Genomic DNA, 24,069 nt, shown 5'->3' on the forward strand with positions numbered 1-24,069 from the left:
ATTTTCCATTTATTTTTCCTTATTGAAATTCTCTATTTCGGCATGTTCAATATGAAGATGTCCTATATTTAACCATTTTTCTGCAATTTCTCGAAAAGAATTGACCCCTGCTGTTGTATAAAAACAGTGCTGAAATTCCTTGCGCTCGTGAGCATTGATTTCGAAATAGTTCAACAAAACTGAAATATCTCGTACTGCTTCCGCACCTGAATCAATCAAACGAACTTCTTTCCCCATTGTTTCTTGAATCAAGGGACGTAAAAGTGGGTAGTGTGTGCAGCCTAGAATTAATGTATCTATTTTTCCAACCAGTGGAGCCAAACTTTCTGAGACCACTCTTTTAGCAATTTCAGATTCCATTTCATTTGATTCAACAATTGAAACAAACTTAGGGCAGGCAAGACTTAAGACTTCAATAGCTGACGATTTGCGAGCAATTGTTTTATGATATTCATCTGAACGGATGGATGCTTGGGTGGCAATCACTCCAATTTTGTTTGTTTTCGTTTTTTGAATGGCTGAGCTTGCCCCAGGTAAAATAACCCCAATCACTGGAATATCCAATTCTTCTTTGACGATTTCCAAAGCCATCGCCGTAGCTGTATTACAGGCCATGACGATCATTTTTACATTTTTTGAAAGTAAAAAATTGACCATATCCCAAGTAAACGCAATGATTTGTTCACGACTGCGTGGGCCATAAGGAGCCCTTCTTGTATCTCCAATATAGACAATTTCTTCATTTGGGAGTTGCCTAAGGAGTTCGCGAGCAACAGTCAGTCCACCAACACCAGAATCCAAGAGGCCGATTGGTCGATTGTCCATTTTTCTTCTCCTTTTAAAATATCTAATTCAAAATTTTTGAAATATCCAAAATCATTTTGGACTTTTTAATTTTCAAGCCAAGTCTTTTTTGGATAATTTTTTTACGATGATAAAAGCAAACGCTGAGAGAGTTTAGAACTTTGTTCTACTGCTTCGCTCAGCGTATTATAATAGCTTATTTTTTGTTTGTGTCTGATTGCTTTGCAGCAGCACGAATTTGACGAAGAACTTGTTGCACTTGAACTTCACTTGGTTTACGTCCCATTGATCCCATCATAAGACGAACGGCATCTTCGTTAAGGGGTGGGTTGTCCATAAGTAATTTTTTTGTTTGGCGTTGTGAGAACCATGTTCCCAAGAAAAAACCTGCCAAAAGGCATACAACCATAAGCAAAATAGCTAAGATTAAATTCATTTTGAATCTCCTAAATTTGGCGAAACGCTTTCGCCATTGATGACATCTTATTATATCAAATTTTAGTCTTTTTGTCAGCTCTTTATATTAGTGACAAAAGGACTGAGAAAAAGATAAGTTACTGACAGAATCATCAGTAACTTTTATAAATCAATTGTTGAAATCAAATCCATCTAATGTCGCAAAATAATCAGCCGGCTTTTCTGCTCGACGAATCAAACGTGTTTTTCCATCTTCTTGAAGTAAAATTTCAGCACTTCTTAGCTTCGCATTATACTGATAACCCATCGAAAATCCATGTGCTCCTGTATCATGAATGACCAACAAATCTCCTACTTTGATTTCTGGAAAAGCACGTTCTTTAGCAAACTTATCATTGTTTTCACACAAAGAACCCGTAATATCATAGGTTACAGTCGCCTCTTGCTTTTCCTTTCCAGCGACTGTGATGTGATGGTAAGCATCATAAAAAGCTGGGCGCATCAAGTTAACTGCTGATGCGTCAACCCCAACATATTTCCGGTAAGTTTCTTTTAAATGCAGGACTTTTGTAATCAAGTGACCATGCGGCGCAAGCATAAAACGACCTAATTCCGTGTAAATTTTTAGATTTTCAATGCCATTAGCAGTCAATACTTCTTCATAAGCCTTATGAACACCTTGTCCAATTTTTGCGATATCATTGGCTTCTTCATCAGGACGATAGTTTACACCGATTCCACCTGATAAATTAATAAAATCAAGCGTCACTCCTGTTTCTTGACGAATTTCTAATGCAAGTTCAAAGAGTTTGCGGGCGAGTTCTGGATAATAATCATTGGTCACAGTATTTGAAGCCAGAAAGCTGTGCATTCCAAATTCTTTGACTCCTAGTTTTTGTAAGTCTTTAATTCCTTGAATGAGTTGTGCTTTGGTCATACCAAATTTTGATTCTTCTGGATTGTCCATGATTTTTGTACCCATCGCAAAAACTCCACCTGGATTGTATCTCAAGCTCATTGTCTTTGGAAAAACAAAATCTGGCAGATTTTTTAAAAACTCAATGTGTTCATAGGCATCAAGATTGATTGTCGCGCCCAATTGATTAGCAAATTGAAACTCTTCTGCTGGAGTGTCATTGGATGAAAACATCATTTCAGTGCCATCAAAACCACATTTTTCTGAAAGCAATAGTTCGACATAAGAAGCACAATCGACTCCACAACCTTCTTCATGTAGTATCTTTAATATTGCTGGGGTTGGTGTAGCTTTAACAGCAAAGAATTCTTTAAATCCTTTATTCCAAGCAAAAGCTTTGTGAAGATCACGCGCTTTCTGACGAATTCCTTTCTCATCATAAAGATGAAAAGGAGTGGGGTATTCAGCTGTAATTTGTTCGAGTTGTTCTTTTGTTACGAATGGTGTTTTCATTTTTTCACCTCATTTTTAGATTATTTATAAGTATAGCATATCGTCAAAAACTTAAACACAAAAAAGTTCCCATCATTTTACTGACAGAAACTTTTTTACTGACAGAGTTATAAATTATGCCGTGGCTACTTTCAGTAGCTCTTCGTCAACAATTTCAGCAGTTTTACGGCCTTCTCTAATCGCCCAAATGACTAAAGAAGGACCGCGTCTAGCATCACCCGTGACAAGTACTTTATCATTGTTTGTTCGATAATCATCATAAATTTCTTGAACACCAAATTTATCAAGCAAGCCTGTGTCCGTACCCACAAATCCCATCGCAAGCAAGACTAAATCTGCTTCAATCAATTGCTCACTACCTTCAATTGCTCTGAAATCTGGACCGACTTTTGCCACTTGTAAGCCTTTTAGATGACCATTTTCATCAGCTTTAAAAGCTGTGGCTGTCATCTGATAAGTCGTCAAATCTGAATTTCCTACAAATTGAGCTTCTTGTTGCCCATAACCCTCTCTCAAGGTCATTGGCCATTCAGGCCAGGGATTGTTTTCTAAGCGATTAGTTGGTAGACTCGGTGTAATTTCAAGTTGTTGAACCGATTCGGCACCCAAGCGTACTGCCGTCCCAATACAGTCATTTCCTGTATCTCCACCTCCAATGACCACAACTTTTTTTCCTTTAAGAGATTGGGCAATATTTTTTTCGCCATGCTCCAACACTTTTTTAGTTGTCTCTGTCAAAAAATCCATCGCAAAACGAATACCTGACAATTCACGACCTGAAATTTTTAAATCACGAGGAACTCCTGCGCCAATCGCCAGAATAATTCGATCAAAATTTACTGACAGCTCTTCATAGCTGATTGTTTTTCCAATTTCGCTATTTGCGACAAAAGTCACGCCAAGTTCTGTCATTAAATCAATCCGTTTTTGGACGACTTTTTTATCCAATTTCATATTTGGGATACCATACATCAACAAGCCACCCAACCGGTCTGACTTCTCAAAAACGGTAACGCTATGTCCCAATTGATTGAGACGCCAAGCAGCTGACAGACCCGCAGGTCCAGACCCAATAATCGCTATTTTATAACCTGTTGCTTTTGCCGCTTTGCCAATTTCAGCTACCCAACCTTCATTATTTCCTAAATCACCTAAGAATCGCTCATTATCTTTAATGGTTACTCCTGCACCGTTTAAGGCCTCGGCACAAGATTTTTCACAAGGAGCCGGACAGACTCGTCCAGTGAATTCTGGAAATGGATTGGTTAAAATCAAGCGTTCATAAGCTTTTCTTTGCAGACCGCGATAAATCAAATCATTCCACTCTGGAATATGATTATCATTTGGACAGCCTGAGACAGCTCGTTTGCCCCCATAAAATATCCCTTGATGACAAAAAGGAACATCACAATGCATACAACGTGCCGCTTGTTTTTGTCGTTCTTCAGTAGATAAGGGAACTTGCAATTCAGCAAAATCCTTTATCCGCTCCGCTAATTCACGGTAAGGATTATCATTTCTTGGATAATTTAAAAATCCATTTGGATCAGCCATTAGCTCACCTCCGTTACTTTTTTAAAGGTTGTCATTGTAAGTGCTTCGCCTGACAATCCTGTTTTAGCCAAATCTTCTTCAATATTTTTAATGTGATGATACTCACGCGGGTAAACTTTAACAAATTTTTCACGTTCACTTTGCCAATGTTCTAAAATGTATTCGGCTTTAGCTGAATCGGTGTAAATCAGATGTTTTTTTAGTAATTCTTCTAATACTTCATCGCCTGATGTTTCATCTAAACGATAAAGATCAACCATTTCTCGATTGACTTTAGAAGCAAATGTGCCATCGGCATCATAAACATAAGCAAGACCCCCAGACATCCCAGCAGCAAAGTTACGCCCAGTTGTACCAAGAATAACTGCAAGACCACCAGTCATATATTCACAACCATGGTCGCCAACACCCTCAACGACAAAATGTGCCCCTGAATTTCTGACACCACAACGCTCCCCAGCACGACCGCGGAAGTATGCTTCTCCACCAATCGCTCCAAATAAGGATACATTACCCACAATTGAGGTATTTTCAATATCATAAGCCGCATCAAGAGGTGGCTTCACAATCAAGCGTCCACCTGATAAAGATTTACCAATATAGTCGTTGGCTTCACCAATCAAAGTGACTTCCATTCCGGCAGTTGCATAAGAGCCAAAAGATTGACCCGCAACCCCTTCGTATTCATAGGCAACCGAAGCATCTTTTAAGCCAAAATTGCCATAACGTTCAGCAATCCAACCAGCCATTCGAGCTGTCGTTGTCCGATTAGTATTTTGAATCTTGCCATGAACAGTGGCTTGAGCACCATTGTCCAAAGTTGCTTGGGTAAATTGGTCTAGCTCTTGCCAAGCACGCGGATTAGCAAATGGATCACTATGTCGTGTGGCGATTGGTAAAGCATGACCGATGATACGACTAAAATCTAAACCACGCATTTTATCTGGCAAATCGTCTTTAGCTTGCAAAAGCTCCGCATGTCCAACGAGTTCATTAATGGTTCTAAAACCAAGTTCAGCCAGAAGTTCTCGAACTTCCTCAGCCATAAATTCCATTAAACGCACAATGTGTTCGGGTTTCCCAGCAAAATTGGCTCTTAATTTAGGATTTTGTGTGGCAATACCAACTGGGCAAGTGTTCAAATGACAATTTCTTGTCATGATACAACCAATCGCAACTAAAGCTAAACTTCCAAATGAATATTCTTCGGCTCCAAGCATTGCAGCAATAGCAACATCTCTTCCTGTCACGACTTTCCCATCAGTTTCCAAAATCATACGATCCCGCAATTTATTCAAACTAAGGGTTTGATGCGCTTCTGCTAAGCCCATTTCCCAAGGCAGCCCTGCGTCTCTCGTTGAATTTCGTGGACTTGCGCCCGTTCCACCATCATAACCAGAAATGACAACCTTGTCAGCGCCCGCTTTAACACAGCCTGTCGCAATTGTTCCAACGCCTGTTGAAGAAACCAATTTGACATTGATTTTTGCATAAGGATTGATTTGTTTCAAATCAAATATGAGCTGTGATAAATCTTCGATTGAATAAATATCATGATGAGGGGGTGGTGAAATTAAGCTCACCCCAGGAGTTGAATTTCTTACCTCAGCTACCCAAGGGAAAGCTTTCTTACCTGGCAATTGTCCACCTTCTCCCGGTTTAGCTCCTTGTGAAATCTTGATTTGGATTTCTTCAGCCGACATCAGATAAGCCGCTGACACACCAAATCGACCAGAGGCGACTTGTTTGATTTTCGAATTATTGATTGTGCCATAGCGTTTCGCATTTTCACCCCCTTCGCCAGAATTTGATTTTGCACCAATTGAATTCATGGCTTGGGCGATACATTCGTGAGCTTCTTGTGACAGTGAGCCAAAAGACATAGCGCCAATCTTGAAACGTTTGACGATTTCACTGACTGGTTCGACCTCACTCAACTGAATAGCCTTGCGATTAGATTTAATTTTCCATGTGTGCCGTAAGCTTGTGGGGGTTTCCAAGGCAATATCATTTAAATACTGACTATATTTTTTATACTTTTCAAAGTCATTTTGACGAACAGCATTCTGGATTTGATAAATCATTGTTGGATCATAAATATGATGTTCACCTTCATCTGCTCGGTACTGGAAGGAACCACCTGTTTCCAACAAATCTTGTCCTCGGTGTCCGTATGCTTTTTCATAACGGAGGCGATACTCTGCCTCGATTTGAGCAAGAGAAAGTCCACCAATTCGAGTACTTGTTCCTGTGAAGTATTTATCGACAACTTCTTTAGATAAACCAATAGCTTCAAAAAGTTGCGCCCCTTTGTAACCAACAATGGTTGAAATTCCCATTCGGCTCATGACCTTAACAATTCCTTTTTCTGCCGCATGCCGGAAATTTTCGACTTGTTCAGCTGTGCCCATTCCCCAGTCTGAAAGCGTCGCATAAGCGCCGTAAGGGTGAATCCCTGACGCGCCATAACCCACTAATGCTGCAAATTGATGGACTTCATAAACCTCTGCAGTGTCAAGAATAATCGCAAACTTGGAAGCATTATGACGACCAAGCATATAATGATAAAGTCCTGACAGAGCCAATAAAATTGGCATTGGTACTTTATTTTTGGCAAAATCACGGTCTGATAAAACAATAATTGTTGCCCCTTGGTTAATCAATTCCTCTGCTTTATAAAAAAGTTTATTTAGAGCATTTTCTAATAAGTCATCTTTATCATAGAGGGTTGAAAGGACTTCTGTATGATAATGTTTTTCTTTCAAAGCAAGAATTTTTTCAAAATCGGCTGTCGAAAGCACCGGACTATCTAATTTTAACTTACGGACATTTTCGCCAGTGATTTTGGCGGGATTACCATCTTCGCCCAGATAAGTTTCTGTCCCAATAACAATTTGCTCGCGAATGGCGTCAATTGGCGGATTGGTAACTTGGGCAAATTGTTGTTTGAAAAAATTATAAAGGGATTGAGCTTGGTCAGATAAAACGGCCAAAGGTGCATCAAATCCCATGGAAATTGTGGGTTCGTTGGCGCTTTCTGCCATTGGCAAAAGGACCGTCCGAATCACTTCGTCAGTATATCCAAATAATTTCCACAGCGTGTTCATTTTTGCTGACGGAATTGAACTTGTCTTTTCACTTTCTGTCAGTGCTGACAGCTTTTTCAAACCTGCTGACAGAAATTCCTGATAGGGGTATTTATTAGCATAGTAACTTTTGACTTCTTCGTTACGAATAATCTTTCCTTCGTCAGTATTTACCAAGAGCATATTTCCGGGACCAAGAACTGATTTTTCAATGATTTCATTGGCAGGAATATCAACCACACCTGACTCACTTGATAAGATAATGAAATTATCTTTTGTGACCAGATAGCGACTTGGACGTAGACCGTTTCGATCCAACCTTGCCCCAACGGTTTTTCCGTCAGTAAAAACTAAAGCTGCCGGTCCATCCCAAGGAGCAATATGAGCCGTTGAATATTCATAGAAAGCTTTGAGTTCTGGACTTAGACCCGTCTGCTCGCCCCAAGCTTCTGGAATCATGGCCAGCAAACTTTCTGGCAATTCACGTCCATTGCGATAGAAATATTCCATGCAATTTTCTAATTTTGCCGAATCAGAGTTTTCTTCATTATACATTTCAATATCGTTGACTTTCATCCAATTTTCAGCGCCACGTAGGGTATTGATTTCGCCATTGTGCGCCAAAAATCGGAAGGGCTGCGCCCGATTCCATGAGGGAAAGGTGTTCGTTGAAAAACGGCTGTGCGTCAGCGCAATATGACTTTTGAAGTCTTCATCAGACAAATCTGGATAAAAAAGTTTCACTTGATAAGCGTGAAGCATTCCTTTATAGACCACTGTTTGACTAGATAAAGAACAAATATATAGCTCTTCTTCGTCAAAACGTTTTTCCAAATTTCGTCTAATCGTAAATAAATCATTTTCAAAGTTAGAATTTTTGTTGTCAGTTCCTTTAGCTTCACTGATAGCTTTTTTTTCAATGAAAACTTGCACAAAAGAAGGCATAATCCCTTGGGCTGTCACCCCACAAGCTTCATAATTAAAAGGAACTGTGCGCGTGAATAGAATATCATATCCCTGAGCCTTAACAGCCGCTTTTATCGCTTCAAGAGCTTGATGTTTTTTGTTTTCTTTGCGCGACAAGAAAAATTGGCCAACAGCATAATTACCAATTGCTGGCAATTCTATCTCTTGCTCTGCTGCAATTTTACGAAAGAATTCATCAGGTAAAGCAAGTAAAATCCCTGCTCCATCTCCAGTTTCAGGTTCAGCACCTGTTCCTCCACGATGATTCATTCTTGTTAACATGGTCAGCGCTCTTTCAACTAAGAGATGACTGGCTTTTCCGTCAATTTGAGCAATAAAGCCCATTCCACAAGCATCTGATTCAAAATCAGGCTGCCAAAGTGTTGTTTTCATGGCTTGTTTAGCTTCTTTATTCATAACACAACCTCTTTTATTTTACAATTTGGTTCTTTCATTCTACTAAAATTTCGATGAAATATCAATATATTCTGATAATTATATATAAATGTAATTTTTAATAGCTTTATCTAATAGATAAAAACCCTTAAAATTGACAAAAAACATCTAAAATCATAAGATAAAAGAATGAATAAAGAACAAATTAAAACACTCATCAATTCTGGAAAAACCTATGATGACAATGACCTAGAACTCAGTGAGTATCGTAATCATGCCCTTTTTGAAACCCGACGTTACAATCAAAAAATCAACAATAATGAGGGTTATCAACCAGAGATTTTAAGACAGCTCTTTGAACATTTGGGAGAAAATCCCTATATTGAATCCAATTTTCGCTGTGAATTTGGCTTTAATATAAAAATTGGGGATAATGTCCTTATTAATCATGATCTGATTATTTTAGATTGCAATCAGGTCACGATAGGTGATAATGTTTACTTTGGGCCTCGCTGTGGTTTATTTGCTGCCAATCATTCAGAAGACCCAGCAGTCAGAACTGCTGGTGGGGTCTATTCAAAGCCAATTACGGTTGGAAATCAAGTCTGGCTGGGAGCAAATGTCAGCCTTCTTCCAGGAGTAACGATTGGTGACAACTGCATTATTGGTGCAGGAAGTGTCGTTACCAAAGATATTCCAGCAAATGTTGTTGCCGCCGGAAATCCTTGCCAAGTGATTCGGACAATCCGAATCGAAGACCAAGAATGGATTAAAAAGGATAAAATATTCATTCCAAAATAAAAAAGCTAAAGAATATTCTTTAGCTTTTTAAATTAATCAACTTTAACAATCCAGCCTTCCGGTGCTTCAACATCACCAAATTGAATGCCGACCAACTCGTCATATAAACGTTTAACTGTTGGTCCCACTTCTGTTTCAGAATGGAAAATATAAGAATCTTCTCCATCGTCAATACGTCCAATTGGGGAGATAATTGCTGCCGTTCCACAAGCCCCTGCTTCGACAAATTTCCCTAAATCTTTAGCAAAAACTTCACCTTCAATTGCTTTTAATCCCAAACGATGTTCAGCTAAATACAACAAAGAATATTTAGTAATTGAAGGTAAGATAGAAGGACTTAATGGGGTGATAAATTCATTATCTGCAGTGATACCAAAGAAATTTGCTGCCCCAACTTCTTCAATTTTAGTATGTGTGCTTGGATCAAGATAAATCGCATCCGCATAACCTGAGGCTTTGGCTCCAACTTCTGCTTGCAAAGAAGCCGCATAGTTCCCACCAACTTTAGCACCACCGGTACCAAGGGGAGCCGCTCTATCATACTCTCTTGAAATAACAAATTTTGAAGGTGCTAACCCACCTTTAAAATAAGAGCCAACAGGCATGGCAAAAACTGTAAAAATATATTCATCCGCAGGCTTAACCCCAATAATATCACCAACCCCTATCAAAAGTGGACGAAGATAGAGCGTGGCACCCGTTCCATAAGGAGGAACAAAATCTTCATTGGCTTTAACTACTTGTTTAACTGCGTCAATAAACATTTCAGTTGAAACTTCTGCCATACAAAGACGGCGAGCCGTTTTTTGCAAACGAGCAGCATTTTGGTCTGGACGAAAAAGTTGGATTGACCCATCTTTTGTCCGATAAGCCTTCAATCCTTCAAAACCTTGTTGACCATAATGCAAAGCAGGTGAAGATTCACTAATATGAAGCTGATTATCTCCTGTCAGCTCTCCAGCGCTCCATTTTCCATCTTTAAAACGAGCGATATAACGAAAAGGTAAGTTTCGATAACTAAAACCTAAATTTTCCCAGTCTAAATTAATTGCCATAACATCCTCCAAATTTTTTTGTTATAATAGATTATATTATTTTCTGTAACATAAAACAAGAAAATATTCATGAAATTCAGTAAAATTTCAAACAATTTTTTCAAATATAGTCAATTTTTCTATAAATGAATTAGAAAATTACTGAACAAAGGAGCAAAAATGAACTTATTAAAAATAAACTGGGAAGACTTGGGCGCATTTTTACTAAACAAAGCAATTACAATTTTATTAGTCAGTGTTCTTTTTTTTATTCTCTACCAAGCAAGTTCTCGGATTGTTAACCGATTATTTAAAAATTATAGTGAGCAAAAATGGACAGATACTTCAAGAATCCTGACCCTTTCAAGACTGACCACAAGCGCTATTCATTATTTGACCGTTTTCCTTTATATCTACACTGTCTTGGGTGTAATGGGAATTCCTGTTGCAAATGTCCTAGCTGGCGCGGGTATCCTTGGAGTCGCTCTTGGTTTCGCTGGACGAGATTTAGTCGCTGATATCATTAATGGTTTCTTTATTATCGTTGAACATCAAATCAATGTTGGGGATACGGTTGCCTTTGCCGGTCTTGATATTGAGGGAGTGGTGAAAACCGTAGGGATTCGTTCCATTACTGTTATCGGAGCCGACGGTGCGACTACTTTTATTCCAAACCGAAATATTGCGGCTCTCAAAAATTACTCTTATAAAGAAAGAACGGTCAACCTAGATGTGCCCGTGACAGACGAAAATATTAGTGAGAAAAAAGCCCAAATTATAGAAGTCAATGCTAACTACCCTCAAGTTAAATATCTGGGTATCATCAACATTGAAGATAAGCTCTTCCTAAGAACAAGTCTAACTGCCCCCCTATCTAAAATTGCTCCTTTAAAAATGGAAATTTTGGATAAATACTATGAAAAATAATAAGCGACAAGCTAATTATTAAATAGCTTAAAACAAAATAAAAGCGATATATCTAAGATATATCGCTTTTATTTTTAGTGAGTAAAGCCATATGTTTTATTTTCAGGTTCCTGATGAAATAGAATATGAGCCTTATTTAGTGCATCAATTGCTTCTTGCATATCTTGAACATAGTTAAATGCCATATTCATCCCGAAATCTGCTCGAATTACTAAACGTTGAATGATTTCATTTTCCAAATTTTTAGGAAGTGGATAAGCAGGCACTTGCCATCCCTTCATTAATAAACGATCTGCCAAATCATAAAGATTCCAACCAAGATTTGAATTTTCTTTTAATTTGTAGCAGACAATTGGCAATTGTGACCCATCGTTCATAATCTCAAACATTCCTGTTTTTTCAATTTCTTCTGCTAAATACATGGCTACTTTATGCGTTCTCTCATGAATAGCTTTATATCCATCAAATCCATAACGTACAAAATTATAGTATTGACCGATTAATTGAGAAGCACTGTGAGAAAAATTAATCGCCATTGTTGGTAATTCTCCTCCAAGATAACTTACTTTAAAAATTAACTCTTCAGGTAAATATTTTTTGTCACGCCACAAGACCCAACCTACACCAGGATATACTAAACCATATTTATGTCCTGAAGTATTGATTGAAATGACATTTTTCAAACGGAAATCCCACTCAAGTTCTGGCTCAACAAAAGGAGCATAAAGTCCTCCTGAAGCAGCATCTACGTGAATATAAACTTTGTAGTCTGTCTGTTTATTATATTCTTCAATCAAATTATCCAAAGCTTTGATATCATCATAACGACCAGTATAAGTAATCCCCATAATTCCGACTACTCCAATCGTATATTCATCAACATAATCCATCACTTTTTCCAAATTGATTGACATATGTTCTCTATCCATTGGCACTTCTCTCATTTCAATATCCCAATAAACACAGAATTTTTCCCAGCAAACTTGATAACCAGAAGAAATGACTAAGTTTGGCTTTTTCGCATTAATATCTAGGCCTAATTTTTCTGCTCGCTTACGCCAAGAAAACTTCATAGCCATTCCCCCAAGCATACAAGCTTCTGAAGAACCAATTGTCGAAGTCCCCATAAATTTTTCTTTTTCACTCGCATTCCAAAGGTCAGCGATCATGTTGACGCAACGGTTTTCAATTTCAGTTGTTCTTGGATATTCTGATTTGTCAATCGCATTTTTTTCCAAGGTCTGACTCATCAGCTTGACTGCTTCAGGTTCCATATAAGTTTGACAGAATGTGGCCAAATTTAAACGAGCGTTCCCTTCATCTAGCATTTCATCTTGAACTAACTGATAAGCCACTCGAGGCTCAATTGATTGTTGAGCTAATTTATATTTAGGCAAATCCACTTGTTCACTTTCCGAACCAAAAATTGGTTCCAAGAACTCCGCTTCATCTCGATTTTCTTTTCCGTATAACATTTGTACATCCTCCAATTTTTTAATGTTTTAAAATATGTTCTTCTTTTTTAATAATATGATGCTCTCCACGAGCTGCTGGATAAATCGCAGGGTTCACATCTCCTGCTTTAAAGTGCCTTGGTTCTTCAATAGTATCATGTCCCTTTTTATCATGCAATTCATAAATAATAAATGGCAAGATAGCGGTCACAACAAAACTTATAAGAAGTATCATTTGATAGGTATAAGTTTCATTTTTCGCAATTGATGCTGGAGGAACAAAGGAAATAAATAGAGCAAAAATTGATAATAAGAATCCAATTCCCGCAATGATTGTTTTTCCCATTATTTTACCTGGAACATTATAAGTACGCTTTAAATTTTGTTTTTTATAGATTAAAACAAAGTAACCAATAAAGAACAAGAGGTAACCCACCAAATAAATCACTACAGTCAGTGAAATGGCAACTAAGAAAGATAAATTATTTCCTCCTCCTCCAAAAGTTAATACAGCGCCCCAAAGTGTAACAATGATTCCTTGAATCATAACTAAAGGAACAGGGACTTCATGTGTATTCGTTTTACGTAAAAATTTTGGTAATAAACCTCTTTGTGCTGCTGCAAACATCCCTCTAGAAGGACCAACAACCCATGAACTCACTTCTCCCATAACCCCAAAGGCAATCATTAGTGCAATCACTTTAACTAACCATCCCAAATGATGATTAAAATGTAAGATTAACGTTTGAAAAGTTTGAATTACCCCTGCACTTAATGATAACTCTTTTTGAGGAATAACTGCTGCTACAGAAAATCCACCTATCGCATCTAAAGAAATAGCCAAAATTACTAATAAAATCATTGCTAAGGGATAATTTCGTTTTGGATTTTCAAGTTCATTAATATGTGAAGCTGAGGCTTCTACCCCCATATAAGCCAGAATAAAAGAAACAAAAACTACTAAAGTTGATACTTGTGAAAAATCTGGTACAAAAGCATGGCTGTTAATTGGTATTTCTATAGGGTTGCCTCCGATAAAGTATGCCGCTGCTAATCCAAACAAGATAACCGATGGAATCACTATTCCAACTACAAAGCCAGCTTTTACTAATTTGGCAGTCCGTTGCGTCCCACCTAATTGAGAAAAAGTCAATCCCCAAAAAATGATTAGTAAACCAATAAATTTTATCAATGGATCTGTATTGAGCACCTGAAAATTTAACACATAAGAGAGGGCCCCTAAAATGAAATAGATCATAGTGACAAAACCTACTGTAATTTGGAACCACTGAAAAAATATAGCTGCAAAACCAAAGCGCTCACCTAAAGTTTGACTGACCCAACTAAAGATTCCACCATTTTTCCAGCCTTCAACCGTCGCCATTTCTGCTGCGCAGAGCGCTACAGGCAAAAACCATAGTAGTCCTCCGAGAAGTAAAAAGAACACCAAATGTAATTTTGACGTGGCAAAAGTCGGATACTCATAGACAGTCAAAACCATTGAAGCGGTTAATGCGAAAAAACCGAATAATGATAATTTTTTTTGATTCATCATACCTCCTTATATTTATGATTGAATTTTTTAAAAGACAAGTTATAATGCTTCAGACAACCTATCTTCAACCTCTAGTATATGCTCCAGAATAAAGAAAATCTCTTTTGAGCTGTTGCTTTAAAGCAACAGCTCAAAAGAGACTAAATTGACCTTTTCAAATACTTTTCCATTTTATTCTGATAGAATTCTTTTATCTTCTTTCCTCCAAATTCTTCCAAAATCTCAAGAGCATAATTTATTTTTTCTTCCCCAACCTCTGCATTTTCAAAATTAAAAATAATGATAGCTCTAGCAAGATGTCTTAATACTTCTGAATATAAATCGACTCCCACAGTTCGATATTTTTTAGTCATTTCTAAAATATTTTCGGCTTTTTTTCTTTCTCCGTTGGCCGCGTATATCGCAACACTTTTATAGGCTATTTGCAATAGTCTCCTTCTATATTTTAAGACTCTACAGTAATTTTCACATCTTTTATCAAAATTAAAAAGCAGCAATTCTAATTGATTGACATTGAGATAATCAGATACAAAATAAAATAAAGTAAGTTCAAAATATCCCCACTCTTCAATATTGCAAAGATAAGCTTCAATTTCTTTAACTTCTGTCTGACTTATATTCCCAAGCTTCGTTTTCACGGTAACCGTCAGTAAATGATTCCCTGTTTCTTTGACCTCAGAATACAACTCTTTTATTTTATCTCGATTTTGGCTAAATTCAGCTTTTTCCAATTCTAATATAAAAAATTCTTGGAAATTCGGCATATAATTATTTACTATCAATTCGTACTCAGATAACGGAACTTGCATTTCTTCTAACATCAAATCTATACGCTCAAAACTCATCATACATTTTCCATGTTCAAATCTAGATATATTTGAACGGTCTATTCCAAGTTTACTAAAATATGATAAGCCTAAATTCTTTTGGTTTCGCAATTTTTTAAAACAATCTCCATATTTTTTATACATCTTTAACATCCCCCAAACTATTATTTTTATTTTTTTAAGGTTTATAACAGTTCATCAAGTACACTTTTTAATCAGTCTACCAATGTAGTTGTTATTTCTGTATTTAAGAAATTACGCAATTGAGATTATAACTTATTTAAGACTTAATCGTCAAATCTATACCAGTACAGATAAAAAAATATATCTCACATAATTTATTATAAAAACATTTATATTACTTTATATTTCTCTTAAAAGTTGATATAGAAAGACGTAAAAGCTTATACAAAGCTCATTATATACTTTGAAAGAGTTTTGATATAAGTATTTTGTTAAAATAATTATTATTAAAAAATATTGGAAATTATAACAGATTTAACTATACCAATTTCAAATTTTTTATAAGTAGCTAATTTTATAAAAAAACTCTGCTTATTAATTTTGTCATTTAGATTAACAATAAATTAGTTTATTATTAAAAGACAGAAGATTAGTCTAGCAAATTACTTATTAGACTAGATTTTTGAAACCTTTGAAAATAATTACTGACAGACTTGTCAGCAAAAAAACGTGAACAAATATCGTTCACGTTTTCCTTTTTTTACTTACATAATCTACTAGTTGAAGTTGACCATCGATTTAATTGGTTCATAGGATTTCCGATGAATTCTTGTGATACCATATTTTGTCAGAGCTGCAAGATGTTTTGCTGTTCCATAGCCTGCATTATGTTCAAAATCATACTCTGGAAATTCTAAAGCGAAATCCTTCATCATTTCATCACGAGTCACTTTAGCTACAATTGATGCGGCCGCAATTGAAGCTGAACGAGCATCTCCATGAATGATTTTCGTCTGAGCAATGGGCAAATCTAAAACCATCGCATCTATTAAGAGATGTTCAGGTTTAAGAGATAATTTTGATACTGCCTGAATCATTGCAATTTTTGTCGCCTCATAAATATTTACTTCATCAATTTTTTCGGCATCAACAATACCAATTCCAATCGCTAGCGCTTTTTCTTGAATTTCAGATAGAACAGCATGATGCTTTGATTTTGGCACTTTTTTACTATCATTCAAACCACGAATTTTACAATTCTTTGGCAAAATTACTGCAGCTGTGACCACAGGACCAGCAAGGGGGCCACGTCCAACTTCATCAATCCCTGCAATTAGTTCAATTTCTTGACTATAAAGTTCTTTCTCAAATTCTAACATTTGTTCCAAACGTTCATCTTCTGCGCATTCTGCTAAAATTTGTTTTTTTCTACTTTTCAGAGCTGCTTGAACTCCTGCACGTTCGTCTGTTTCAAATTCTACAAATTCTTTTGCTGACAAGTCTGTCAGTTCAGCTAACCGTGCCTTAATTTCTTTAATAGTCTGTCCCACTTTATTCACCAACTCTCAAAATTACTAACAACTTTCTTGTCAGTAATTTTACATAATATAATTTATGTCAATTACTACTGACAGAACCAGCAGCAATTAACTATTTTTTTAATTAAAGTTCGTCAGTCCCAACTTCATCCAAGCAAAATAGTCCTAGTTTACCATCTCGGACATCTTTGACAAACATATTGTAGAAACGGTCATAATCATCACGGAATCCAAATCTAGCAGTCAATTCCATTATCAAATCTGGAATTTCAAGTTCCAAATCTTCTTCCGTCATTCGATAACGTTTCATTGTCATAGAACGATAATTTTTCAAAAAATGATTTAAACCAAAAATAGTCACTTCATCCATTGGCAATAAGTCATCTTTGATTGCACCAGTCAAGGCCAATTTTAATCCGACAAGTTGGTCCTCAAATTTCGGCCACAAAATCCCCGGTGTATCCAATAATTCTAATTCTTTATTTGTTCGAATCCATTGCTGACCTTTAGTGACCCCTGGACGATTTCCTGTCACCGCAACTTTTTTACCTGCTAAACGGTTCATCAATGTTGATTTACCAGCATTTGGTATTCCAATAATCATAGTACGTAAAGTAGTATGAGCAATTCCACGCTCCTTATCATGAGCAACTTTGTCAGCCATTAATTTTTTAGCTGCGACGGTCAATCGTTTAGCCGTATATTCTTCCTTCGAATTGATAGCCAAAGTTACAAATCCTTGCCCGTCAAAATATTCAATCCACTCAGCTACCTTGCTTGAATCAGCCAGATCAGCCTTATTTAAAGCAATAATTCTTGGCTTATCCCCAATAATTTGCCCCAACATAGGATTACGTGAAGACATTGGCAAACGCGCATCAACCAATTCAATCACAAAATCAACATATTTTAAATTTTCCTGAACCTGACGACGGGCTTTGGACATATGTCCTGGAAACCATTGTATAACCATATTAATACTCCTCAAATTATCTGTACATCACTACAGCTTTTATATATTTTTAATTTCACATTCAGATAAGAATCAAGACTTAGCTGAGTTTTCATTCTATTAAAAGAATACAAGTTTGAATTCTAATTTCGTCCTCTTTTTAACAACCTAGCCAAAAGAATATAAAAAATGGACAAAGATTACCTTATCCATTTTAGCATTTTTCAACTTTTTTTGTAATCCTCAATTTTCAAGATTCAGATTTTCCAATTTTTAATAAATCAAGACCCAAAGTTAATTCTCTTAAGACCTTTTTAAAAGCCTCTACAGAGAAAGATTGTGATGTTGTCAAAGTTAAGAAAGTTTCTCCCCGATCAATAATCGTGTAGTCTGTATCATAAAAACCATTCTTTTGATAGAATTTTAGGCGTTTTACTCTCTGTTCATAATTATCCGCTTCTGGATCAAGTCTTTCAATATTCAACGTAATATTTTTATCTTGAAATTTTTCTTTTAACGTTTCTAAAATCGCTGAACCATAACCTTTAGACTGAACTTGATTATTAACTGCTAAATATAAAACAAAAATCATCTCTTCATGACTGACAAGATAAGAAATACCACAAAACTCATCATTTTGATAGTAAGCCCAAAAATACACATTTTTCTTTAAAGCCCAAAGTTTTAACAGCCAAATTGGATATTGTTTTTCTTTAGGAAAGGAATTTTTTACTAAATCTATGACTTGACGATATTCCGGTAAAGTTTTAGATACATTTTTTATTTCTAAATTCATCACTTCTCCTCTACTTTAAGGGTAATAAATTGATTATATCAAAAAAGATTTAGAGGTCATAATGAAGTCCTGTCAAAAAAGTAAATCTTCCCAAGCCATCATAAATTCTTAAAGCGTTTAATCATGAAGAAAAATGAAGCGCCTAAGAGAGCTAACGAACCTAAACTATAAGATAAAATACTAGAGCTTTCCCCAGTATGTGGTAAACTTTTCGATTTTTTTTCAATAGCTATTATTTTTTGACTCTTGATATCTTTATCTATTGATGACTTCTTTTGGGCTTGGCTTTCAGTTAATTCACTACTGTGATTCAAAACTTTTGCATCACTATTCTTAGGCACCTGAGCGTTTGATGCGTCAGTTGTATTAATCTTGCTTATCCCATCTGTATCTTTCTTAACATAAAATTTGGCTTCACCTGTCTCTCCACCAATAAATGTTGGAGCATATGAACCTTGACTCTTGTCTAAAACATAACCTTTGAGTGAAGCAATCTGGGTTTCAATTTCTGATTCATGTGATTCTAACAAATGACCCGGAACATCTGTGATATCAAAATTTTTAAGCACCTGACCGCTTGAGGAATCGATTATATTGACATTAATCGTTCCACTAGTTGCCCTCTTGACATAAAACTTAGCTTCACCTGTCTCTCCACCAATAAATGTTGGAGCATATGAACCTTGACTCTTGTCTAAAACATAACCTTTGAGTGAAGCAATCTGGGTTTCAATTTCTGATTCATGTGATTCTAACAAATGACCCGGAACATCTGTGATATCAAAGCTTTTAAGCACCTGACCGCTTGAGGAATCGATTATATTGACATTAATCGTTCCACTAGTTGCCCTCTTGACATAAAACTTAGCTTCAGCCGTTTCCCCGCCAATGAAATTTGGTGCATATGAACCTTGACTCGGATCTAGAATGTAACCTTTTAATGAAGCAATCTGGGATTCAATTTCTGACTCATGCACTTGCAGTTGAACATTTGAAAAATCTGTAATATCAAAACTTTTAAGCACTTGACCTGAAGATGAGTCAATAATACTTATTTCAATTGTTCCTTTTTTAGCTTGTTCGTTTCCATTTTCGATAGTAGTTGTACTCTCATCAGCATGGATGTTCTCGTGAATAAGAGTTTGTGGCCCTAAAATTGTCAATGCAATGACTCCATAAATTACCCATTTTTTCATTTTTTTGCTATTCATAGCTCTCTCCCAAAATGTCTTTTTGTGTTCAGTTTTTATAAGATTCAATTTTTGTAATAAATAATCATATATTTTTCGGACACTTTACGTTATTGTGTACAATAACACTGTCGATATTATATGCCTTTTTTTCTTAAATTGCAAAAATTTATGAATATTCTAATTTATAATTAAAACATAATTAATAATTATGCTTTTTTAATTTCTATATCCTTCAATCATTAGTAAAATAAAAGCAAGGCATTTGCATTATTTTGCAAGTTGAATTTATTTATAATTAAATAAATGCATTATGTTGCACAATCAAATAGTCTATGATATGATGATAAGTAAGAAAGGAGAGCAAATGTTATTAGAAGAAAGACTATCACAAATTAGCCAAATCGTTGATGAACAAGGCAGTGCCACAATTGACTTTTTAGCTCAAAAACTTGAAGTTTCAAAAGATACAATTAGAAGAGATTTAATGAAATTAGAATCCAGAAAAAAATTGCATCGAGTTCATGGTGGAGCAATTCCAATCGGTAAAGAGGCTGAAATTTTAAATTATGAAGAACGCTCAAATATTTCCAGTAATCTAAAGAAAAAAATAGCAAGTAAAATAAAAAATCTCATTAAAGATCATAGCACTCTTATTTTTGATTCATCAACAACCGTCGAAGCTGCTATTAAACAACTTGATAACCTCTCTATCTCAACCATCACAAACTCCCTTACCAATGCAATATTACTTTCAAAGTATGAGAAGGCAACCGTACAACTTCTTCCAGGAAAATTAAACAAGAATCAACTATTTTTGTATGGCGCGGAGACTGTTGAAAAACTCTCTCAATACCAAGTGGATTTTACAATCTTAGGTGTTTTTGCTCTTTCTAATGATGGCTTATTTATTCATACGCAAGAGGAAGGCATTGTCAAAAGAAAAATGATTCAACAAGGTAAGCAAGTCATAGCACTAGCAGATCATACTAAACTTAATAAAGAAGGATTCTTTAAAATTTGTGATTTAAAAGAAATAGACTACCTCATTACTGATGAAAAAATTGAAGGTGAATTGATGAAAAATTTAAATGATAATAATGTGAAAGTAGTGACTATAAATGAATAAAGAAATTGTTTACGAAAGAATAAACGAACCAAAGCTCTTTAATAATGTTCCACCAGTTACACTAACGGACAAAACATTAGAGGAACGAAAAGAAAAACTTTTATCAATAATGGCTAAAGAACAATATGATGCACTAATCATCTATGCGGACAAAGAACATGGCAGTAATTTTGAATACTTTACTGGCTTTATTCCGCGCTTTGAAGAAGGATTGCTCATTATTGATAAAAATGGTAAGGCCACGCTTGTTTTGGGTAATGAGAATTTAAAAATGTCTAAACACTCAAGAATTGGAGCTAACCTTATTCATTACCCTCAATTTTCTTTGCCAAATCAGCCCATGGATAACGAAAAAAATTTAACTCAAATTTTTAAAGAGTTAAAACTTTATAAAAACAAAAAAATCGGATTGATTGGTTGGAAGATGTTTACAACGCAAAATGAAGAACCTTCAGAATTATTTGATCTTCCCTATTTTATTGTAGATGCACTAAAGAATTCACTCTCAACAGATACAATTGTCACTAACGCTGCCCACCTTCTCATCGGTCCAAAAGGAATTCGAACAATAAACAATGCAAATGAACTCGCACATTATGAATATGGAGCAAATCTAGCCTCTCGGTGCATTCTAAATGCCATGAATCAGCTAAAAATAGGAATGCGAGAAACAGAAATTGGAGCACTCCTCTCTGATGAAGGCCAAGCTCATTCTGTGATTACAATTGCAGCTGCAGGAGAAAGATTTGAAAATGCCAACTTCTATCCAACCTATAAAAAAATAAAATTTGGAGAAGCAATCTCTATGACGACAGGTTTCAAAGGAGGATTATCTAGTCGGACTGGATTTTTAATCAATGTAGAAAGAGAATTGCCTGAAAATCAAAAAGACTATCTTGAGCGTGTAGTTATTCCCTATTATAAAGCTATTGTGGCATGGTTAGAAAATATTTCGCTAGGAATGTTAGGCGGAGAACTCTATGAAATCATTGATAAAACCTTACCAAAAGCTTCTTATCATTGGCACTTAAATCCTGGTCACTTTGTGGCCGATGAAGAATGGATGTCCTCACCTTTATCTAAAAATTCTCAAAGACAGATAGCTAGTGGCATGATCTTTCAGATTGATATTATCCCATCTGTTGCTGGCTATACTGGTGTAAGCGCTGAAGAATGTGTAGCCATAGCTGATCAGTCTCTTCAAAATGAATTGAAAGTAAAATATCCTGAACTTTGGGAACGAATTACAACCAGAAGAAACTACATTATCAATGAATTAAAAATAGACTTAAGTCCTGATGTTCTTCCTTTATCAAATACAGTCGGATACTTACGGCCCTTTCTACTAGAAAAAAATAAAGCTTTGAAAGTAAAATAAAGTTATATCCTTATCAAAAAAGAGACCTAGTTGTTAGAGCTCTTTTTTTCATTATTAAAGTTAATTTATCAAGGAATTAAATCAGACAATAAATTTGAAAGTTCAAAACCTGTATTAATTTTTGAATAAATAGAACAAACCACAAAGAGCTTTTTATTTGAAAAGCTGACCATCTTTGATTGTCCTGATGATGCAGGGATATGATGATGACCATGAATTGCTCCAATAATATTAAATTTATCAAATAAATTCAATATTCCTCTATGAGCACATTTATAAGATTTATTATAGGATTTACTTTTTGGTGAAAGCATACTTAATTCATTAAATAATGGCGCATGAGAAATAATTACAGTTGGAATGTCTCTATCTTGAGCAAGTAGTCTTTCCATTTCAATAGCAATAAAATTTTGTAGTTCTTTCTTTCTCTTTGAAAGGGCCACTGGTATGGTTAATCCAATATAACGTATTCCCTCATAAATCACAGATTCATTATTTAATATCTTCATTTTGGGATAATTTTGAGCTAACTCATCTTTTATGAGCTCATAAAAAGAATTGTTCCCCACTGGTAATTTTGCCCATGCCTGATCTGGGTCAACAACTAGTTCTTTAAACCACTCTTTTTCTCTAAAAGCATCCCATTTACTCTTCTTAAAAATTATATTGTCTGAAAGAAGGTCTGAAAGCTCATGATTTCCAATAACATAAATGCCTTGCATTTCTGTATCTGAAACTACAGAATTGGAAACATTTCCTACCAAAATATTGAAGTTAAGATTAGAAAACGGGAGTTTTCCGTTCTGACTATCAATATCTGAAATGACATTAATTTTATTGTCATTATGAGTGGAATGAACATTTTCAAAATATTGCTCGAGTTCTTTCGGAGCTTGACTGTGTGCAACATAATTTTTTCTTAGAGCTTTCAATTGATTACCCACATTTGATTTCAGTAATGGTTTGGTCATCACTTGACTAATTGGATCAGAAATTTTAAGATTTTCAATTTCTACTTTAAGAGTTGCTGGAAGATTTTCTAAGCCAACTTTCAAATCTGATTGACTTGTCAGTGCTAAAGACTTGGGTTGGTCAAGATAACCTTTTTCGCTAGTTTGTTCATAAGCAGAATCAAGCAATTGGACATTTTTTCCATCGGTCGAAATCGGTAATGTCTGAGTCACTTCTACTACAAATTTCAAATACTCTGCTAAATAAGGAGAAATTCCGGTTTTTATATTCTCACTATATAAAAACTTACCTGCCAAATTAGCCGAAAGAGGTCCCGTTTCATCATGTTGCATTAATCTTCCTAAGACTTGCATTTCAAATAAAGCGTCCTCAAAAATTTGTTGATAAGCCCGCTCAACTTCATTGGAATCAAGCGTAACTTTTCTTCCGCTTACTTGAAAAATGGATAAAGCCAGATATTTTTTTAGATTATTTTCATGATTTTCAATATATTTTCTTGTCTTTGTTGGATGCAAAATTGATTGAATCAGTGCTTTTTGTATATAATTTCTACCTGTATCATAAGGAATTGCAGAGTAAATTAAATCGCCTTTGCTCTCAATCGTCAGTGATTGGGAGTTTAAATTATAAACCAATTGAAAATACTGATTATGATAAATAACTTTATTGACAGAACGACGTCGATTTTCTGGATAAAGTTCAAAACGGCTTTCTAATAAATTTTGACTGATTTCAAAATTATTTTGTTTAATTTCAATCGCAGTTTCCAAATTTTCTTTTTGCTCATTTAGCATGTCTTTAAAAATTTCATTTTTAGCCTTCAAGTCATCAAGTCCATTCTATATTTTTTATAATCTTAATAAATTTAACTCTTTGATATCATCAGAGCTTTGATAGACT

At 35.5% G+C, this 24,069-nt stretch carries 18 protein-coding genes; 4 read left to right on the plus strand and 14 right to left on the minus strand.

The features are described 5' to 3' along the window. Positions 1 to 9: 9 nt before the first annotated feature. The 5 genes from racE to gltB all read right to left on the minus strand — a co-directional run bounded on the left by racE (position 10) and on the right by gltB (position 8,673). Positions 10 to 825, minus strand: a complete 816-nt coding sequence (gene racE / locus KW2_RS06190) for a glutamate racemase (protein ID WP_011835087.1) — start codon at positions 823 to 825, stop codon at positions 10 to 12. A gap of 175 nt (positions 826 to 1,000) precedes the next feature. Next, a complete protein-coding gene (locus tag KW2_RS06195; protein WP_003130191.1) occupies positions 1,001 to 1,240 on the minus strand; it encodes a YneF family protein in 240 nt (79 codons plus the stop codon). A gap of 150 nt (positions 1,241 to 1,390) precedes the next feature. Beyond that, a complete protein-coding gene (locus KW2_RS06200) occupies positions 1,391 to 2,650 on the minus strand; it encodes a diaminopimelate decarboxylase (RefSeq protein ID WP_021037307.1) in 1,260 nt (419 codons plus the stop codon). 114 nt (positions 2,651 to 2,764) lie between these two features. Further along, the gene (locus tag KW2_RS06205) at positions 2,765 to 4,204 is read right to left on the minus strand and encodes a glutamate synthase subunit beta (RefSeq protein WP_021037308.1); all 1,440 of its coding nucleotides are present in this window, start codon (positions 4,202 to 4,204) and stop codon (positions 2,765 to 2,767) included. Further along, a complete protein-coding gene (gltB, locus tag KW2_RS06210) occupies positions 4,204 to 8,673 on the minus strand; it encodes a glutamate synthase large subunit (protein WP_021037309.1) in 4,470 nt (1,489 codons plus the stop codon). The genes KW2_RS06205 and gltB overlap by 1 nt, the downstream gene beginning before the upstream one ends. Before the next feature lie 168 nt (positions 8,674 to 8,841). Here gltB and KW2_RS06215 point away from each other — a divergent pair, with 168 nt between their 5' ends. Then, positions 8,842 to 9,453 (plus strand): sugar O-acetyltransferase, encoded by a 612-nt coding sequence (locus tag KW2_RS06215; RefSeq protein WP_021037310.1) that lies wholly within the window; start codon positions 8,842 to 8,844, stop codon positions 9,451 to 9,453. 32 nt (positions 9,454 to 9,485) lie between these two features. On the opposite strand, the gene KW2_RS06220 is transcribed toward KW2_RS06215, so the two are convergent. Further along, positions 9,486 to 10,508: a branched-chain amino acid aminotransferase gene (locus KW2_RS06220; protein WP_021037311.1), complete on the minus strand. Its 1,023-nt coding sequence runs from the start codon at positions 10,506 to 10,508 to the stop codon at positions 9,486 to 9,488. Positions 10,509 to 10,667: 159 nt separating this feature from the next. On the opposite strand from KW2_RS06220, the gene KW2_RS06225 reads away from it, so the two are divergent. Continuing rightward, positions 10,668 to 11,414 carry a mechanosensitive ion channel family protein gene (locus KW2_RS06225; RefSeq protein ID WP_021037312.1) on the plus strand — a complete coding sequence of 249 codons (747 nt, stop codon included), beginning with the start codon at positions 10,668 to 10,670 and terminating at the stop codon, positions 11,412 to 11,414. 74 nt (positions 11,415 to 11,488) lie between these two features. Here KW2_RS06225 and gad read toward each other — a convergent pair whose 3' ends face one another. The 7 genes from gad to KW2_RS06260 all read right to left on the minus strand — a co-directional run bounded on the left by gad (position 11,489) and on the right by KW2_RS06260 (position 19,711). Then, on the minus strand, positions 11,489 to 12,889 hold the full coding sequence (gene gad, locus KW2_RS06230) for a glutamate decarboxylase (protein WP_021037313.1): 1,401 nt from the start codon (positions 12,887 to 12,889) through the stop codon (positions 11,489 to 11,491). A gap of 19 nt (positions 12,890 to 12,908) precedes the next feature. Further along, on the minus strand, positions 12,909 to 14,420 hold the full coding sequence (gadC, locus tag KW2_RS06235) for a glutamate/gamma-aminobutyrate antiporter (protein WP_021037314.1): 1,512 nt from the start codon (positions 14,418 to 14,420) through the stop codon (positions 12,909 to 12,911). 143 nt (positions 14,421 to 14,563) lie between these two features. Continuing rightward, entirely contained in the window at positions 14,564 to 15,394 is an 831-nt protein-coding gene (locus KW2_RS06240; protein ID WP_021037315.1) for an Rgg/GadR/MutR family transcriptional regulator, read from the minus strand. Positions 15,395 to 15,990: 596 nt separating this feature from the next. Beyond that, positions 15,991 to 16,764, minus strand: a complete 774-nt coding sequence (locus KW2_RS06245) for a ribonuclease HII (RefSeq protein WP_021037316.1) — start codon at positions 16,762 to 16,764, stop codon at positions 15,991 to 15,993. A 112-nt stretch (positions 16,765 to 16,876) separates the two neighbouring features. Continuing rightward, complete coding sequence (gene ylqF / locus KW2_RS06250) at positions 16,877 to 17,725, minus strand: ribosome biogenesis GTPase YlqF (protein WP_014572695.1); 849 nt, start codon at positions 17,723 to 17,725, stop codon at positions 16,877 to 16,879. A 229-nt stretch (positions 17,726 to 17,954) separates the two neighbouring features. Further along, positions 17,955 to 18,500, minus strand: a complete 546-nt coding sequence (locus KW2_RS06255) for a GNAT family N-acetyltransferase (RefSeq protein WP_021037317.1) — start codon at positions 18,498 to 18,500, stop codon at positions 17,955 to 17,957. A 98-nt stretch (positions 18,501 to 18,598) separates the two neighbouring features. Next, positions 18,599 to 19,711: an LPXTG cell wall anchor domain-containing protein gene (locus tag KW2_RS06260; RefSeq protein ID WP_021037318.1), complete on the minus strand. Its 1,113-nt coding sequence runs from the start codon at positions 19,709 to 19,711 to the stop codon at positions 18,599 to 18,601. A gap of 346 nt (positions 19,712 to 20,057) precedes the next feature. Here KW2_RS06260 and KW2_RS06265 point away from each other — a divergent pair, with 346 nt between their 5' ends. Then, positions 20,058 to 20,819, plus strand: a complete 762-nt coding sequence (locus KW2_RS06265) for a DeoR/GlpR family DNA-binding transcription regulator (RefSeq protein ID WP_011835073.1) — start codon at positions 20,058 to 20,060, stop codon at positions 20,817 to 20,819. Next, the gene (locus KW2_RS06270; RefSeq protein WP_021037319.1) at positions 20,812 to 22,197 is read left to right on the plus strand and encodes a M24 family metallopeptidase; all 1,386 of its coding nucleotides are present in this window, start codon (positions 20,812 to 20,814) and stop codon (positions 22,195 to 22,197) included. Before KW2_RS06265 ends, KW2_RS06270 begins: the two co-directional genes overlap by 8 nt. Before the next feature lie 68 nt (positions 22,198 to 22,265). Here the strand turns inward: KW2_RS06270 and KW2_RS06275 are convergent, their stop codons facing one another. Next, positions 22,266 to 23,993 (minus strand): metallophosphoesterase, encoded by a 1,728-nt coding sequence (locus tag KW2_RS06275; protein WP_021037320.1) that lies wholly within the window; start codon positions 23,991 to 23,993, stop codon positions 22,266 to 22,268. Between the last annotated feature and the right edge of the window lie 76 nt (positions 23,994 to 24,069).

Source organism: Lactococcus cremoris subsp. cremoris KW2 (assembly GCF_000468955.1).
In the GTDB taxonomy this organism is placed as follows: Bacteria; Bacillota; Bacilli; order Lactobacillales; family Streptococcaceae; genus Lactococcus; species Lactococcus cremoris.